Annotated in this window: 11 protein-coding genes, 1 tRNA gene and 1 pseudogene; 4 read left to right on the top strand and 9 right to left on the bottom strand. The window is 71.5% G+C overall.

From position 1 onward, the window contains the following. Nucleotides 1–132: 132 nt before the first annotated feature. From uraH to AC1VM9_RS20305, 7 genes and pseudogenes are all read right to left on the bottom strand, one after another. Nucleotides 133–459: a hydroxyisourate hydrolase gene (gene uraH / locus AC1VM9_RS20335; protein ID WP_481344664.1), complete on the bottom strand. Its 327-nt coding sequence runs from the start codon at nt 457–459 to the stop codon at nt 133–135. Next, nucleotides 459–842 (bottom strand): 2-oxo-4-hydroxy-4-carboxy-5-ureidoimidazoline decarboxylase, encoded by a 384-nt coding sequence (locus AC1VM9_RS20330; RefSeq protein WP_483123858.1) that lies wholly within the window; start codon nt 840–842, stop codon nt 459–461. Before AC1VM9_RS20330 ends, uraH begins: the two co-directional genes overlap by 1 nt. Next, nucleotides 793–987: pseudogene (locus tag AC1VM9_RS20325) on the bottom strand (hypothetical protein); the annotation flags it as partial. The gene AC1VM9_RS20330 and the pseudogene AC1VM9_RS20325, both read right to left, overlap by 50 nt. Continuing rightward, on the bottom strand, nt 984–2939 hold the full coding sequence (gene uraD, locus AC1VM9_RS20320) for a 2-oxo-4-hydroxy-4-carboxy-5-ureidoimidazoline decarboxylase (protein WP_481344662.1): 1956 nt from the start codon (nt 2937–2939) through the stop codon (nt 984–986). The gene uraD and the pseudogene AC1VM9_RS20325, both read right to left, overlap by 4 nt. Nucleotides 2940–2957: 18 nt before the next feature. Then, nucleotides 2958–3890: a factor-independent urate hydroxylase gene (pucL, locus tag AC1VM9_RS20315; RefSeq protein ID WP_481342446.1), complete on the bottom strand. Its 933-nt coding sequence runs from the start codon at nt 3888–3890 to the stop codon at nt 2958–2960. Between the two features lie 255 nt (nt 3891–4145). Then, nucleotides 4146–5384 carry a DUF6986 family protein gene (locus AC1VM9_RS20310; RefSeq protein WP_481344691.1) on the bottom strand — a complete coding sequence of 413 codons (1239 nt, stop codon included), beginning with the start codon at nt 5382–5384 and terminating at the stop codon, nt 4146–4148. Between the two features lie 446 nt (nt 5385–5830). Further along, nucleotides 5831–5906, bottom strand: a tRNA-Lys gene (locus tag AC1VM9_RS20305). Between the two features lie 213 nt (nt 5907–6119). On the opposite strand from AC1VM9_RS20305, the gene AC1VM9_RS20300 reads away from it, so the two are divergent. Together AC1VM9_RS20300 and ppsA are read left to right on the top strand one after the other, a co-directional pair. Then, complete coding sequence (locus tag AC1VM9_RS20300; RefSeq protein WP_481342875.1) at nt 6120–6977, top strand: pyruvate, water dikinase regulatory protein; 858 nt, start codon at nt 6120–6122, stop codon at nt 6975–6977. 89 nt (nt 6978–7066) lie between these two features. Next, nucleotides 7067–9469 carry a phosphoenolpyruvate synthase gene (gene ppsA, locus AC1VM9_RS20295; protein WP_483123857.1) on the top strand — a complete coding sequence of 801 codons (2403 nt, stop codon included), beginning with the start codon at nt 7067–7069 and terminating at the stop codon, nt 9467–9469. A 109-nt stretch (nt 9470–9578) separates the two neighbouring features. Here the strand turns inward: ppsA and AC1VM9_RS20290 are convergent, their stop codons facing one another. Next, nucleotides 9579–10829, bottom strand: coding sequence for an RNA polymerase sigma factor (locus AC1VM9_RS20290; RefSeq protein WP_481345815.1), 1251 nt, complete (start codon nt 10827–10829; stop codon nt 9579–9581). Between the two features lie 57 nt (nt 10830–10886). After that, nucleotides 10887–11267, bottom strand: coding sequence for a YciI family protein (locus tag AC1VM9_RS20285; RefSeq protein WP_481342870.1), 381 nt, complete (start codon nt 11265–11267; stop codon nt 10887–10889). A gap of 330 nt (nt 11268–11597) precedes the next feature. Here AC1VM9_RS20285 and AC1VM9_RS20280 point away from each other — a divergent pair, with 330 nt between their 5' ends. Beyond that, the gene (locus AC1VM9_RS20280; protein ID WP_481345814.1) at nt 11598–13076 is read left to right on the top strand and encodes a right-handed parallel beta-helix repeat-containing protein; all 1479 of its coding nucleotides are present in this window, start codon (nt 11598–11600) and stop codon (nt 13074–13076) included. Then, nucleotides 13073–13525 (top strand): hypothetical protein, encoded by a 453-nt coding sequence (locus AC1VM9_RS20275; RefSeq protein ID WP_481345813.1) that lies wholly within the window; start codon nt 13073–13075, stop codon nt 13523–13525. Before AC1VM9_RS20280 ends, AC1VM9_RS20275 begins: the two co-directional genes overlap by 4 nt. Nucleotides 13526–13583 lie beyond the last annotated feature (58 nt).

The following is a 13583-nucleotide window of genomic DNA, read 5'->3' as shown; positions in this document are numbered from 1 at the left end:
GCAAAACGGTATGGGGACGCGCGTCCTCCGTCAAGAGGCCGCAGGCCGTCGTCCCATCTCTTGAGCAGCGTTGCGCTGCAACGGCTTACGACGTAACGAGCACGCCCGGGTCGGTGGGTGGTGGAGCGGAGGTCAGCTGCCGCGGTAGGTCGAGTAGCCGTACGGGTTGAGCAGCAGGGGCACGTGGTAGTGCTTGTCGGAGTCGGCGATCGTGAAAGCGATCGTGACCTCCGGGTAGAAGCCGCGGGTGCCGTTGGCGGCGAACCAGGCGCCGGTCTCGAACCGGAGGCGGTAGTCGCCGGCCTCGAGCCGGTCGGGCCCGAGGGACCCGACCCGGCCGTCCGCGTCCGTCGTCGCGGCGCCCAGAGCCTCCCCGGACGCCGACTCGAGCGTGACCCCGAGGTCCCGCGCCGGCCGCCCGGTGCTGGTGTCGAGCACGTGGGTCGACAGGGTCGACATCAGAGCACCCCCTCGAGCCGGAGCAGGGCGATCTCGCGCAGCTGGGCCACGGTCTCGGCGCGCTCGGTCTCGTCGTCGTTGGCGAGCCGACGCCGCAGCTCCGCGAGGATCTCCGAGGCGGACCGTCCGGCGGCGCGGATGAGGAAGACGCGGTCGAAACGCTTCTCGTACGCGGCGTTGCCGGCGGCCAGGGCCGCGGCGACCTCGCGGTCGGCGGGGTCGACGCCCGACTGCTCGCGCCGGGAGAAGCTCGGCGTGGTGCTCCGGTGCGCTCGCCCGCTCCCCGATGCGGGGGTGCCCGGCGAGCGCCGCGACGAGCTCCGCGTCGTCGAGGTGGCGGGCGGATCGCTCCGCCACCTCGAGGACCGCGTCGCGTCCGGCATACGGCCGCCCGGCGAGCACCTCGTCGGCCCAGCGGTCGACGCCGAGGCAGGCGAGCAGCCGCGGTCGCAGGGACTCCACCGGCTCGTCGTTGAAGGTCTCGAGTCCCGCGGACGCCGAGGTGCTGGTGTCGGTGGTCCGGCTCATGCCATCTGGTCCACGTCGACGCTGCGCGTGCGGGCACTGTGGATCGGGTTGGCGTCGGCGACGAGGCCGTCGAAGCGGTACGCCGCGATCTTCGAGATCTCGACGAGCGCCGCCGCGTGCTCCTGGCTCGGCGAGTTGTTGAGCCGCTCCCACCCGTGACGCAGCACCTGTGCGAAGGAGTCCCGGTCGCGCACGCACGTGACGAGCGGGAAGCCGAAACGGTCGCGGTACTGGTGCGTCAGCTCGGACAGCTCCAGGTGGTCCTTCTCGTCCAGACGCGTGAGGCCCAGCGCTGCCTGGTCGCGCAGTGAGTCCTCACCCTCGTCACCGCCGGCGACGCTCTCGGCCCCGAGGTCCGGGTAGGCGTCGATGAGGTCGAGCTGCTCCTCGGTGGTGGCCGAGAAGAGCGCCTCCTGGAAGGCCTGGCGCAGGTCCTTGGTGTCGGCGAACGGCCGCTGGTCGTAGGCCCGCTCGACCACCCAGGTCGGCCCCTGGAAGAGGCTCCCGAACGTGTCCACGAACTGCTCCCGGGTCATCTCGTTGACCTCGGTGAGGCGGATGAGCCGGCCCGGGGTGCCGGCGACGGCCGGACCCCGCGTCGAGCCGACGTGGTGGAAGAGCAGGTTGAGCAGGATGGCCGTGATGCTGCCGAGCGTGATGCCCGAGCCGAGGATGATCTGCGCCCAGCCGGGCACGGCCTTGGCGACGTCGGGCTGCGCCGTGACGTACATCGCGAGCCCGACGCTCGTGGCGACGATGACGACGTTGCGGTGGTCGTGGAAGTCCACGCGCGAGAGGGTCTGGAAGCCCACGACGGCCACGGTGGCGAACATCGCGAGTGCCGCGCCGCCCAGCACGGGGTGCGGGATCCCCGCGACGACCGCTCCCGCCTTGGGGATGAGACCGATGACGATCATGATCGCGCCGGCCATGGCGACGACGTAGCGGCTCTTGACCCGCGTGAGGCGCACCAGCCCGACGTTCTCGGCGAAGCAGGTGTAGGGGAACGAGTTGAAGACGCCGCCGATCGTCGTCGCCAGACCGTCGGCCCGCAGTGCACGCGCGATGTCCTCGCGCTCGATCCGCTTCTCGACGATCTCTCCCGTGGCGAAGACGTCACCGGTGGTCTCGACCGCGGTGATGAGCATGACCACGACCATCGAGATGACGGCCGCGACGGAGAACTTCGGCCAGCCGAAGTAGAAGGGTGTGGTGACGCCGAACCACCCTGAGCCCGAGACGCTGTCGAAGTGCGCGTCGCCCAGCAGCCAGGCGACGAGCGTGCCGGCGACGAGGCCGACGAGCACGGCGACGGTTGCCAGGAAGCCCTTGAAGACGCGCTGGATGACGACGATGAGCGCGAGCGTGCCCAGCGCGTACGCCATGTTGCGACCGCTCGACGGGTTGAGGTCGGGCCCGGCGCCGCCGACGGCGTCCGCCGCGGCGACGGGCAGCAGCGCGATGCCGATGATCGTGATGACCGAGCCCGTGACGACCGGCGGGAAGAAGCGGATCAGGCGGCTGAAGTACGGGGCGATGAGGAAGGTGAAGAGGCCCGCGACGATGACCGCGCCGTAGATGACGAGCAGGCCCTCGGTGCCGCCGCCGGCGGCGAGGCCGATGGCGATCATGGGAGAGACGGCCGTGAAGGTCACGCCCTGCAGCAGCGGGAGGCGAACGCCCACCTTCCAGAAGCCGACCGACTGGATGATCGAGGCGATGCCGCACGTGAAGAGGTCGGCGTTGATGAGGTGGATGAGCTCCTCGGTGGACAGGTGGATCGCGCTCGCGAGCAGGATCGGCACGATGACCGCGCCGGCGTAGAAGGCGAGGACGTGCTGGAAGCCGTAGACGAAGAGCCGCGGTGCGGGCAGCACCTCGTCGACGGGGTGGCGCGACCGGCGGGGACGCCGGGCAGGGGCCTGCGTGGCCCCGGTGGCAGCTGTGCTCATGGTCGAGTCCCTTTCCGGTCAGCAGAAGCCGGGGGTGGCGAGCCAGGCCTCGGGTGCGGCCGGCACGTCGTCGCGCAGCACGGTCGCCTCGATGAGGCCGTAGGGGCGGTCGGCGGCGATGAAGACCTCGCCGTTGTTCTCGACGTCCGGGAAGGCGGAGAAGTCGACGAGGAAGTGGTGCTTGTTGGGCGCGGAGAACCTGATCTCGGCGATGTCCGCGTGCCGCTCGAGGACGGCCTGGCCCATGGCGTGGAGGGTCTCCTGCAGGGCGCGGCTGTACGTGGTCGCGAACACCTCGAGGAGCGTCTCGCGGACGCTGTCGAACGACTTGTTCCAGTCGACGTCGGTGCCGAGGTGACGCCACCGGGCGACGAGCGACGTCGCGAGGATGCGGTCGTCGGTCTCGGCGAGCGTCGTGTACTCGTCCTTGAGGTATCCCTTGAACTCCGAGCCGGTGGACTTGAGCACGACGAGGTCCGTGAGCCCGGAGACGACGTGCGTCGTGCGTGCCCCCGCCGCGGCCCCCGCCGACGCGTCCCCCGCGCGTTCGACCGTGACGACGGTCGTGCGCGTGTCGCCGCCGCGGCGGACGAAGGCGTGGTCGTGACCGCCGTCGCCGACCGGGATACGGTCCCAGGCGTACTGCTCGACCTCGATGCGGGCCCCGGTCGCCGCGGGCGCGGCGTCGAGGAAGCGTCCGGCGAGGGCGAGCGCGTAGTCCTCGGGCGAGCTGACGCCGTGCTTCTTGGCGTAGACGAAGGCGGTGTTCTTCTGCGTGTCCGTGGGGAGGATCTTGGACTGGTCGCCGGTCACGTGCGCGTCGGCGAAGTCACCGCGCAGTGACGTCGACACGTTGAGGTCGACGATCTCGTGTCGGGCTGTGTCCCGCGTGATGCGGACCACCCGGTTCTCAGCCTTGCCGTACTGGTTCGGGCCCAGAACGATGCTCATGTCTCAACTCCATTGTCGATGGCTGGTTCTGCTCGCGACGGTGCTTCCCATCAGCGTGCCGTGGTCGGGGTCGCGGTGGAGCGGTCTTGCGGCTCCGGTCTATGACTTCCGAGATGCGGAATCAAATTATCGAATAATGGAAGGGTAGGCGTGGCTGTCCCGTGCCGTCAACGGTCCGGCGGACCCGTCTCGCGTGCCGGGCGCAGCCGTGCGCCGTGGTGCGCGACCAGCGAGGTGGGCGGCCGACCGCTGTGGTCAGGCGCGGCGGGCCAGTTGCGCGAGGGCCGCGCGGTCCATGCCGCACCGAGTGGCCGCCTCGTCCGCGTCCAGGGCGCCGCAGTCGATGCCGCGCAGCACGAAGTCGGCGAGGGCGCGCGCGGTCGCGGGCTCGTCCATGAAGGCGGAGTCGCGCTGTGCGACGTAGTCGGCCAGGCGGCGGGCCGCTCCGGGGAATCCACTGCGGTAGAAGGCGAACACCGCGGCGTACCGTGTCGGCAGCTGGGCCGGGTGCAGGTCCCAGCCCTGGTAGTAGCCGCGCGCGAGGGAGCGGCCCACGAGCCGGTGGTGCAGTGCCCAGGCGGCGGCCACCGAGTCGGCACTGCCGACCGGGAGGACGTTCGTCGACCCGTCGGAGAGCCGCACGCCCGTCTCGGCCGCGGCGACCTGCATGACGGCCTTGGCGTGGTCGGCGGCAGGGTGGTCCATGGCCTGGTGCGCGGCGGCGATGCCGAGGGAGGCCGAGTAGTCGTAGGTGCCGTAGTGCAGTCCCGTGCACCGACCGGCTGCCGCATGGATCATGCGCGGGACGAGCGAGGTACCGTCGGGTCCGAGGATCGCCTGCGGCGTCTCGACCTGGATCTCGAAGCGGAGCGGCGTGCCCAGCCCGAGCGCGGACTCGAGCCGTTCGGCGGCCACCACCATCGCCTCCACCTGTTCGACGCTCGTCACCTTGGGCAGGGTGACGACGAACCCCGGTGGCAGGGAACCCTCCTCGCACACGCGCTCGACGAAGCGGGCCAGGGTGCGCAGCCCCCGGCGGCGGGTCGGGGCCTCGAACGACTTGAAGCGGATGCCGGTGAAGGGCGGAGCCGAACCGCGCTCGAGCGACGCGAGCAGCTCGTCGGCGGCGGCGTCGACCGCAGCGTCCTCCTCGTCGTCGGGGCGCGCCCCGTACCCGTCCTCGAAGTCGATCCGGAGGTCCTCGACCGGCTCGGTCGCGAGCTTGCGGCGCACCGCCTCCTCGGTCTGCGTGTCGTCGACGACCGACGAGAAGGCAGCCGCGTTCGAGTCGATGGCGGCGGTCGCCGCCGCGCCCCACGTCGTCGCGAGCCGGGCGTCGTACCGGTCCGCGGGGACGTACACCGTGTGCACCGGCTGCCGGCCGGCCGCGGGCCCGGGAAAGCGCTCGGAGAGGTCACGGTCGGCGGCGCTCAGACGCTCGTCCAGCTCGTCGGCGAGCGCCGTGACGTCGAGCGGCGTCGCGCCGGCCTGCATGGTCGCGGCGGGGTCCGGGGCGGCGGTGGGGTTCCTGGCGGGTCGGGTAGGCATGACTCAACTCCTCGCAGATTTCTGTCCAGCGGATAGTAACTTCTGCGATGCGGAAGTCAATGGTCGTCCTTCGCAGCAGATGCCAGCCGTCCCGGGGGAACCCTCCTCGTGGGGCCGCGCCTGCACGCGGTGACGAGCGACGTGGCCCCGAGCGCCCATCGTCCATCAGTAGGCGTCTCGCGAGGGGACGAGCGCAATCTTGGGGCAGACAATGGCCGAGCTGAAGGTGTCGGCACTTGGCCCGCGACGACGTCGAGGCATCCGCCGGAAGAGCCGCCGCTAAGGAGTGGGCGGTTCGGCGCGCACCCGGGGCCTGCCCTTGGCTGCGCGGGACCCTGACGGGGACAGCAGTAGAGCCCGGCCCAAAGGGCCGGGCTCCTGACCTGCATCAATGGTGCGCCGCCAGGGACTCGAACCCCGAACCCAGTGATTAAGAGTCACTTGCTCTGCCAATTGAGCTAGCGGCGCAACGAGGGGAAACGTTAGCAGCGCGAGTCGTTCGCGACAAAATCGGCGCTGAGCACGGATCAGGGCCGGGTCGGACGCCCCCGTGGCGGCCGGGGCCGCTGCCCGTGAGGTGCGTCACGCCGCCACCGACCACCATGCTCGGGCTTACCCGGAAAGCGTCCGTATCGTCTCGCGCATGGCGGTCCCACCCCGCCGCTGTGCCACAGTGGCCCCGTGGCCTCACCGACGACGCCTGCGACGGCACCAGGGGCGATCCCCCCACCCACGCCCGCCTTCTTCCTCGCCGGGGGCACCGGCATCTCGGCCGAGACCCTCGGCAACATGATGCTGCAGCAGTTCCCGACCGTGGGTTTCGTCAGGCGCAAGATCCCCTTCATCCGCACGGTGGAGCGGGCCCGCGAGGTCGTCGCCGAGCTCGACGCCGCGATGACCGACACCGTGACGCCCCTCGTGTTCTCGACGGTGTCCGACGAGGAGGTGTGCGCCGAGCTGCAGCAGACGCGGTGCGCCTTCATCGACCTCTTCGGGTCGCACCTGGCCACCGTGGAGCGGGTGCTGCACGTCAACGCGGCCCACCACGTCGGAGCCCTGCACGGCGTCGGCGACCTCGGCCGCTACGAGGCCCGGATGCGGGCCGTCGAGTTCGCGATGGAGCACGACGACGGCCAGAGCATGCGCAACCTCGAGCAGGCCCACCTCATCCTCATCGCGCCCTCACGATGCGGCAAGACGCCGACATCCATCTACCTCGCCCTGCAGCACGGCATCAAGGTCGCCAACTACCCCCTCGTCGAGGAGGACTTCGAGTCCAGCGACCTGCCCCGCCCGGTGCGCGCCTACGCCGGCAAGTGCTTCGGCCTCCTGTCGACGGCCGCCCGCCTGAGCCAGGTGCGCGGTGAGCGGCGACCCGGCTCGAGGTACGCGAGCCTCGCCCAGTGCAGCTACGAGCTGCGCCGGGCCGAGGCGATGTACCGGGCCCACCGAGTGCCCGTCGTCAACTCCTCGAACATGTCGGTCGAGGAGATCGCCGCGGTCATCATGCAGACGCGCCGTCTCGGCGACGGCGGCTGACCGCCGGCACCATCCACCGAACAACAGAGCGAATGACCATGCACGACAACGAGGCCCGCCCAGGCGGGCCGGAACCGGAAGGACCTGCAGTGACCGAGAACGTGGTGAGGTTCGCCGACCTCGGCCTGTCCGACGTCGAGTCGGTGGGCGGCAAGAACGCCTCGCTGGGTGAGATGGTGCAGCACCTGTCGAAGGCCGGCGTGTCCGTGCCCGACGGCTTCGCCACGACCGCCGACGCCTACCGGCGCTTCCTGGCCGAGGACGGCCTCGCGGACCGCATCAACGCCCTCCTCGACGACCTCGACGTCGACGACACGCGGCGCCTCGCCGAGGTGGGTGCAAGCATCCGCGAGATGGTGGAGCACCAGTCCTTCCCCGAGGACCTCGAGCGTGACATCCGGGGCGCCTTCGACCAGCTCGTCGCCGAGCAGGCCGGGGGAGGCGCCGAGGAGCCCAGCTTCGCCGTGCGCTCGAGCGCGACGGCCGAGGACCTGCCCGACGCGTCCTTCGCCGGCCAGCAGGAGACGTTCCTCAACGTCCGGGGCATCGACAACGTCCTGCACGCGATCAAGCTCGTGTTCGCCTCGCTCTACAACGACCGCGCCATCTCCTACCGCGTCCACAGCGACTTCGACCACTCGGTCGTGGCGTTGTCCGCCGGGGTCCAGCGGATGGTGCGCTCGGACATCGGCGCCTCCGGCGTCATGTTCACGATGGACACCGAGTCCGGCTTCCGGGACGCCGTGTTCGTCACGAGCAGCTACGGCCTCGGCGAGGCGGTCGTGCAGGGCGCGGTCAACCCCGACGAGTTCTACGTCTACAAGCCGGCGCTGCGGGCCGGGCGCCCCGCGATCCTCAAGCGCGGAGTCGGTGGCAAGGCCACGAAGATGGTCTACACCTCCGACGTGAGCGTCGGGCGCACGACCGAGTTCGTCCCGGTGCCCGAGGAGCAGCGGCCGCTGCTGTCCCTGACCGACGACGAGGTCACCGAGCTCGCACAGCACGCGCTGCGCATCGAGGAGCACTACGGCCGGCCCATGGACATCGAGTGGGGCAAGGACGGCATCGACGGGGGGCTCTACATCCTGCAGGCCCGCCCCGAGACCGTGCAGTCGCGCCAGTCCGGCTCGACGCTGCGCCGGTTCCGGATGGACGAGCGCGGGCCGGTCGTCGTCGAGGGCCGCGCCATCGGCCAGAAGATCGGCGCCGGGGCGGTGCGCGTGCTGAGCTCGATCGACGCCATGCACGACTTCGAGCCCGGCGAGGTGCTCGTGGCCGACATGACCGACCCCGACTGGGAGCCGATCATGAAGCGCGCCAGCGCCATCGTCACCAACCGCGGTGGGCGCACGTGCCACGCCGCGATCATCGCCCGTGAGCTCGGCATCCCCGCCGTCGTCGGCACCGGCTCGGCGACCACGGACCTCGCCGACGGCCGCGAGGTGACGGTGTCCTGCGCCGAGGGCGACACCGGGTTCGTCTACGACGGGCTGCGCGAGTTCACCGTCACCGAGACCGCCCTCGACGACATGCCGGACCTGCCCGTCAAGCTGATGATGAACGTCGGCACGCCCGAGCAGGCCTTCGAGTTCGCGCGCCTGCCCAACCACGGCGTCGGGCTGGCCCGCCTCGAGTTCATCATCAACCGGCAGATCGGCATCCACCCGCGGGCCCTGCTCGAGCTCGAGGACCAGGAGCCGGGGGTGCGCTCCGAGATCGAGGCCCAGATCGCGGCCTACGCCGGGCCGCGCGAGTTCTTCGTCCAGCGGGTCGCGGAGGGGGTCGCGACCATCGCTGCGGCCTTCGCGCCTGAGCCGGTCATCGTGCGGATGTCCGACTTCAAGTCGAACGAGTACGCGGGGCTGCTGGGGGGCGAGCGGTACGAGCCGCACGAGGAGAACCCGATGATCGGCTACCGCGGCGCCGCCCGGTACCTGTCGGCCGACTTCGCCGAGTGCTTCGCGATGGAGTGCGAGGCCCTCAAGTACGTGCGTGACGAGATGGGCCTGACCAACGTCAAGATCATGATCCCGTTCGTGCGCACGGTCACCGAGGGGAAGGGCGTCATCGACCTGCTCGCCTCGCACGGCCTGGTTCGCGGCGAGAACGACCTCCAGGTCGTCATGATGTGCGAGGTGCCGAGCAACGCCGTCAACGCCGACGAGTTCCTCGACCACTTCGACGGGTTCTCCATCGGCTCGAACGACATGACGCAGCTGACCCTCGGCCTGGACCGGGACTCCTCGCTCGTCGCCGGGTCCTTCGACGAACGCGACCCCGCCGTCCGCAAGATGCTCGCCATGGCGATCACGGCGTGCCGCGAGCGCGGCAAGTACGTCGGCATCTGCGGGCAGGGCCCGAGCGACCATCCGGACCTGGCCGAGTGGCTGCTCGACCAGGGCATCGAGACGATGTCGCTCAACCCCGACACCGTCGTGGAGACCTGGCTGCGTCTGGCCCAGCACCGCAAGGAGACCGCCGGCCGGCGCTGACCCAGTGCGTTCGGTGAAGCTCGACCGGGCTCGGCGGAGCCCGGTCGAGCCTCGTCGGGCCTGGGCGTGGGGTGGGCGTGGGCGCGGCTCGGCCGAGCCCGCCGGCACCTCAGCCGGCCAGCCGGTCGCGGCGGCGGGCGAGGTAGGCGCGCTCGGCCGGGTTGCCGGTGAGCCCGATGGCCCGGTCGTAGGCTGCGCGCGCCTCGTCGACGCGGCCGAGCCGGCGCAGCAGGTCGGCGCGCGCGGCGTGGAACGCGTGGTAGCGGTCGAGGACCTCGGCGAGGCGGTCGACCTCGGCCAACCCGACCGCCGGGCCCTCGACCTCGGCCACCGCGACCGCCCGGTTGAGCCGCACGACCGGCGAGGGGTCGAGGGCCGCCAGCGCCCCGTAGAGGGCGACGACGTGGGACCACTGCGTGTCGCGCGCGGAGGGAGCGTCGGTGTGCACCTTGCTGATCGCCGCCAGCAGCTGGTACCGCCCCGGCCGCTCGCCGCCGGCCGCCACGACCTCGAGCCGCTCGCGGACCAGGGCGTCGCCCTCGGCGATGAGGGCCCGGTCCCACGTGCCCCGGTCCTGCTCGTCGAGGGTGACCAGCTCGCCGGTGGCCGACACGCGCGCCGACCGTCGGGCGTCGGTGAGGAGCATGAGGGCGAGCAGGCCGGCGACCTCGCCGTCGTCCGGCAGGAGCGCACGGAGCAGGCGGCCGAGACGGATCGCCTCGTCGATGAGGTCGACGCGGACCGGGTCCTCGCCCTCGCCGGTGAGGTAGCCCTCGTTGAAGACGAGGTAGACGACCGCGAGCACGTCGTCGAGCCGGTCGCGGACGTCGGCGGCCGACGGGACGCGGAAGGGGATGTGGGCTGCGGCGATCTTGGCCTTGGCGCGAGTGATCCGCCGCGCCATCGTCGTCTCGGGCACGAGGAACGCCCGGGAGATCTCGCCGACCGTGAGGCCGCCGAGCAGCCGCAGGGTGAGTGCCACCCGGGCCTCCACCGACAGCGCGGGATGACAGCAGGTGAAGAACAGCCGGAGCCGGTCGTCCTCGACGGGACCGGTCGGCTCGGCAGGTGAGTCGTCGTGGAGCATGTGGGCCGCCTGGTGCTTGGTGGAGCGTCGGGACTCGCGACGGATCCGGTCGATCGCCCTTCGGGTGGCGGTGGTGGTGATCCAGCCGCCGGGGTTGGGCGGCACACCGTCGCCCGGCCACCGTTCCGCCGCCCTCGCGAACGCCTCGGCGGCGGCCTCCTCGGCGACGTCGAGGTCGCCGAAGCGCCGGGCCAGGCCGGCCACCACCCGGGCCCACTCCTCGTGGTGGGCCCGGGTGAGCGCCCGGGCTGCATCGGCGGTCGCGTCGGTCACGGCTCCGTCAGCGCCCCACGAGCGTCTCGAGGGGACTCCGCGCCGGCGCGCCACCGCTCAGGCCCGCTGCGCGGGCTCGGTGCGGGCCATGCCGGCACCGCGGAAGCGGTGGACCTCCTGCGGCCAGTCGAGGGCCACGGCCAGGCGTCCGGCCCAGTAGCGCGCCGTCTCGTCGTCGGGCACGTCGACGACGCAGAAGCCGCCGAGGTGCTCCTTCGTCTCGGCGAACGGGCCGTCGGTGAACACGGGTCGACCCTCGTGCGCCACGACGCTGCAGATCGCGGTGTCGGCGTCGAGGCCGCCGTTGGTGAAGATGAGCACACCCTGCTCCTGCATCTCGCGCACCACGGCCCTGCTGGCGACCCCCTTGGCCCTGATCTCGTCCTCGGTGTGCTCCTGCACCCACTCGTCGTTGAAGGCGATGAGGTACTCCGTCATGGCTTCCACTCCTCTCGGTCCGGACGAGGACCCTGCCGGGGTCCTCTTCGGCGGCACGGCGGCCACTGCTCACCGGTTCCACGAACGCCGGTGCCCCGATACGAGAACATCCCGGAAGATCGCGCGAGATGTCGCGTGTCCCGCCGCCCGAGCCGACCCCCCAGGGGCCGGGCCGGGGGCCGAGCCCCGGCGGTGCGCGAACGCCGGTCGCAGCGGAGTACGCCATCTGACGTAGAGCGTGCTCCAGCCCGTGGACGAGTGTCCGACGCGACCAGCAGCGACACTGGGAGGACAGGGGAGCAGGACGCGGGACGGAGGCAGGGATCCGCGATGACACGTTCGGAGACACTCAGGCACGGATCGTCCCGACGGCACCGGGCGGCGCTCGGGGCGGGCGTCCTCGTCGCGGCCCTCGGGCTGGCCGCCGTACCGCTCGGCGCCGCCGACGGAGCCGCGACCTACCTCTACGTCGGGGGCGCGGGCTGCTCGGACACGGGGTCCGGCACCGCGACCGTCCCCTACTGCACCATCGCCAAGGCCGCCAAGGTCGCGGTCGCGGGGCAGACCGTGCTCGTGTCGACCGGCACGTACACCGACGAGGTCTTCCCCTGGCACTCCGGCGTCCAAGGGTCACCGATCACCTTCCGCCCGGCGGCGGGAGCCACGGTGACCATCTCAGGGCCCAAGCACGCCTTCACGATCAGCAACCAGAGCTGGCTCACGGTGTCCGGCTTCACCATGCAGGACACGAGCAAGGACGCCGTCTACGTCTACAACGCCACGGGCCTGACGCTGTCGGGCAACACCATCAAGAGGTCCGGGCAGCGGGTCCAGGGGTACACGGCGTACGGCATGTACCTCAACTCGATGACCGGGTCCGTCGTCAGCGGCAACCTCGTGACCGACAACTCCGCGTCGGGGATCTTCGTGACGAACGGCTCGACCGGCAACCAGCTCACGGGCAACGAGGTCTCCTGGAACGCCTACGGCTACGTGCGCAACGCCGTCGGGATCGACCTGCGTTCTGGGGGCAACGTGGTCGGCGGCAACCGCGTCCACGACAACGAGGACTCCGGCATCCAGTCCTACCCGGGCGGTGACGGCAACACGATCGTCGACAACGTCAGCTACCACAACATGGGTTTCAGCACCGCGTCGATGTCCAACTGCAGCGCCCCGCCGACCGGCAACACCGCCGGCTGCATCACCGGCGACCACGGCATCGACAACTACGGCGTCACCGGCAGCTCGATCGTCGGCAACACCGTCTACGGGAACGTCAGCGCCGGCATCAACCTCGAGGGCGTCCCGTCCGGCACGGCCAGCGGCTTCACGATCGCCGACAACGTCGCCGTCGACAACGCGATCGGGTGCCCGGACGGCGCCGGCGGGACGGTGAAGTGTCCGAGGACGAGGGGCAACATCCGTGTCGATGCCACCTCCCAGCTCGGGACGAGCGTCGACTTCGACCTCGTCAACCTCAGCGTGGCCGGCACGATGATGGTGTGGGGCTCGACCTCCTACACCTCGCTGGCCGCCTTCCAGGCCGCGAGCGGTCAGGAGCCGCGGGGGCTGCAGGCCGCCCCGGGCCTGACCAACCCCGCCGGCGGTGACTTCACGCTCCAGCCCGGTTCGCCCGCCATCGACTCGGCGAACTCCGGCGCTCCCGGCCAACCGACGACCGACGCGGCCTCGCGCCCCCGGGTCGACGACCCGGCCACCGTCGACACGGGCGTCGGCGTGCGCACCTACGACGACCGGGGCGCGTACGAGTACCAGCCCGCGACCCAGAACGGGGTGACCCCATGAGCCCGACCACGAGCGCCGTCCGTCGGCGGCGCCACCTGACCGGAGTCCTCCTCGCGACCGGGCTGGCCCTGGGCAGCGCCGTCGTCGCCAACGGCGCCTCCCGCGAGGCCGGTGGTGCCGGGCCGGTCGGCAGCACCTCGGCGTCGCGCGTGGCCGGCCCGTCCGCCACCGACTGCGCCGCCATGGGCGCCGTCGTGGCTGCCGCCGCCACCGCCTCGTCGACGGGTACGGCTGGCACGGTCGACGCCGCGCGGGGCCGGGCGCTCGGCGTGGCGCGGTCGACGGCGTCGGACGACGTCCGCGAGGTGGCGCAGAACCTCGCCGACGACCTCGCGGCCTACCGCGTCGCCGTGACGACGGCATCGAGCGAGTCGCACCGGCGCCGCACCGACATCGGCCTGATGATCCACGGCGACCTCGTCGCGGCGCGGCTCCTCTGCGGGCGGTGACGGCGAGGCCGTGACGACACGGCGACGACACGGCGAAGGCCCCGCACCGACGGTGCGG

The organism is Monashia sp. HAY1-11D (assembly GCF_056868035.1).
The sequence above is the reverse complement of the archived record's forward strand: the minus strand, read 5'-3'. Positions and strand labels throughout refer to the sequence as shown.

Coding starts and splice junctions, on each gene's coding strand:
- AC1VM9_RS20285 (WP_481342870.1), bottom strand. CDS start 11,267: ATGACGGAGTACCTCATCGCCTTCAACGACGAGTGGGTGCAGGAGCAC.
- AC1VM9_RS20310 (WP_481344691.1), bottom strand. CDS start 5,384: ATGCAGGCCGGCGCGACGCCGCTCGACGTCACGGCGCTCGCCGACGAG.
- uraH (WP_481344664.1), bottom strand. CDS start 459: ATGTCGACCCTGTCGACCCACGTGCTCGACACCAGCACCGGGCGGCCG.
- uraD (WP_481344662.1), bottom strand. CDS start 2,939: ATGAGCACAGCTGCCACCGGGGCCACGCAGGCCCCTGCCCGGCGTCCC.
- AC1VM9_RS20330 (WP_483123858.1), bottom strand. CDS start 842: ATGCCGGACGCGACGCGGTCCTCGAGGTGGCGGAGCGATCCGCCCGCC.
- AC1VM9_RS20275 (WP_481345813.1), top strand. CDS start 13,073: ATGAGCCCGACCACGAGCGCCGTCCGTCGGCGGCGCCACCTGACCGGA.
- AC1VM9_RS20280 (WP_481345814.1), top strand. CDS start 11,598: ATGACACGTTCGGAGACACTCAGGCACGGATCGTCCCGACGGCACCGG.
- pucL (WP_481342446.1), bottom strand. CDS start 3,890: ATGAGCATCGTTCTGGGCCCGAACCAGTACGGCAAGGCTGAGAACCGG.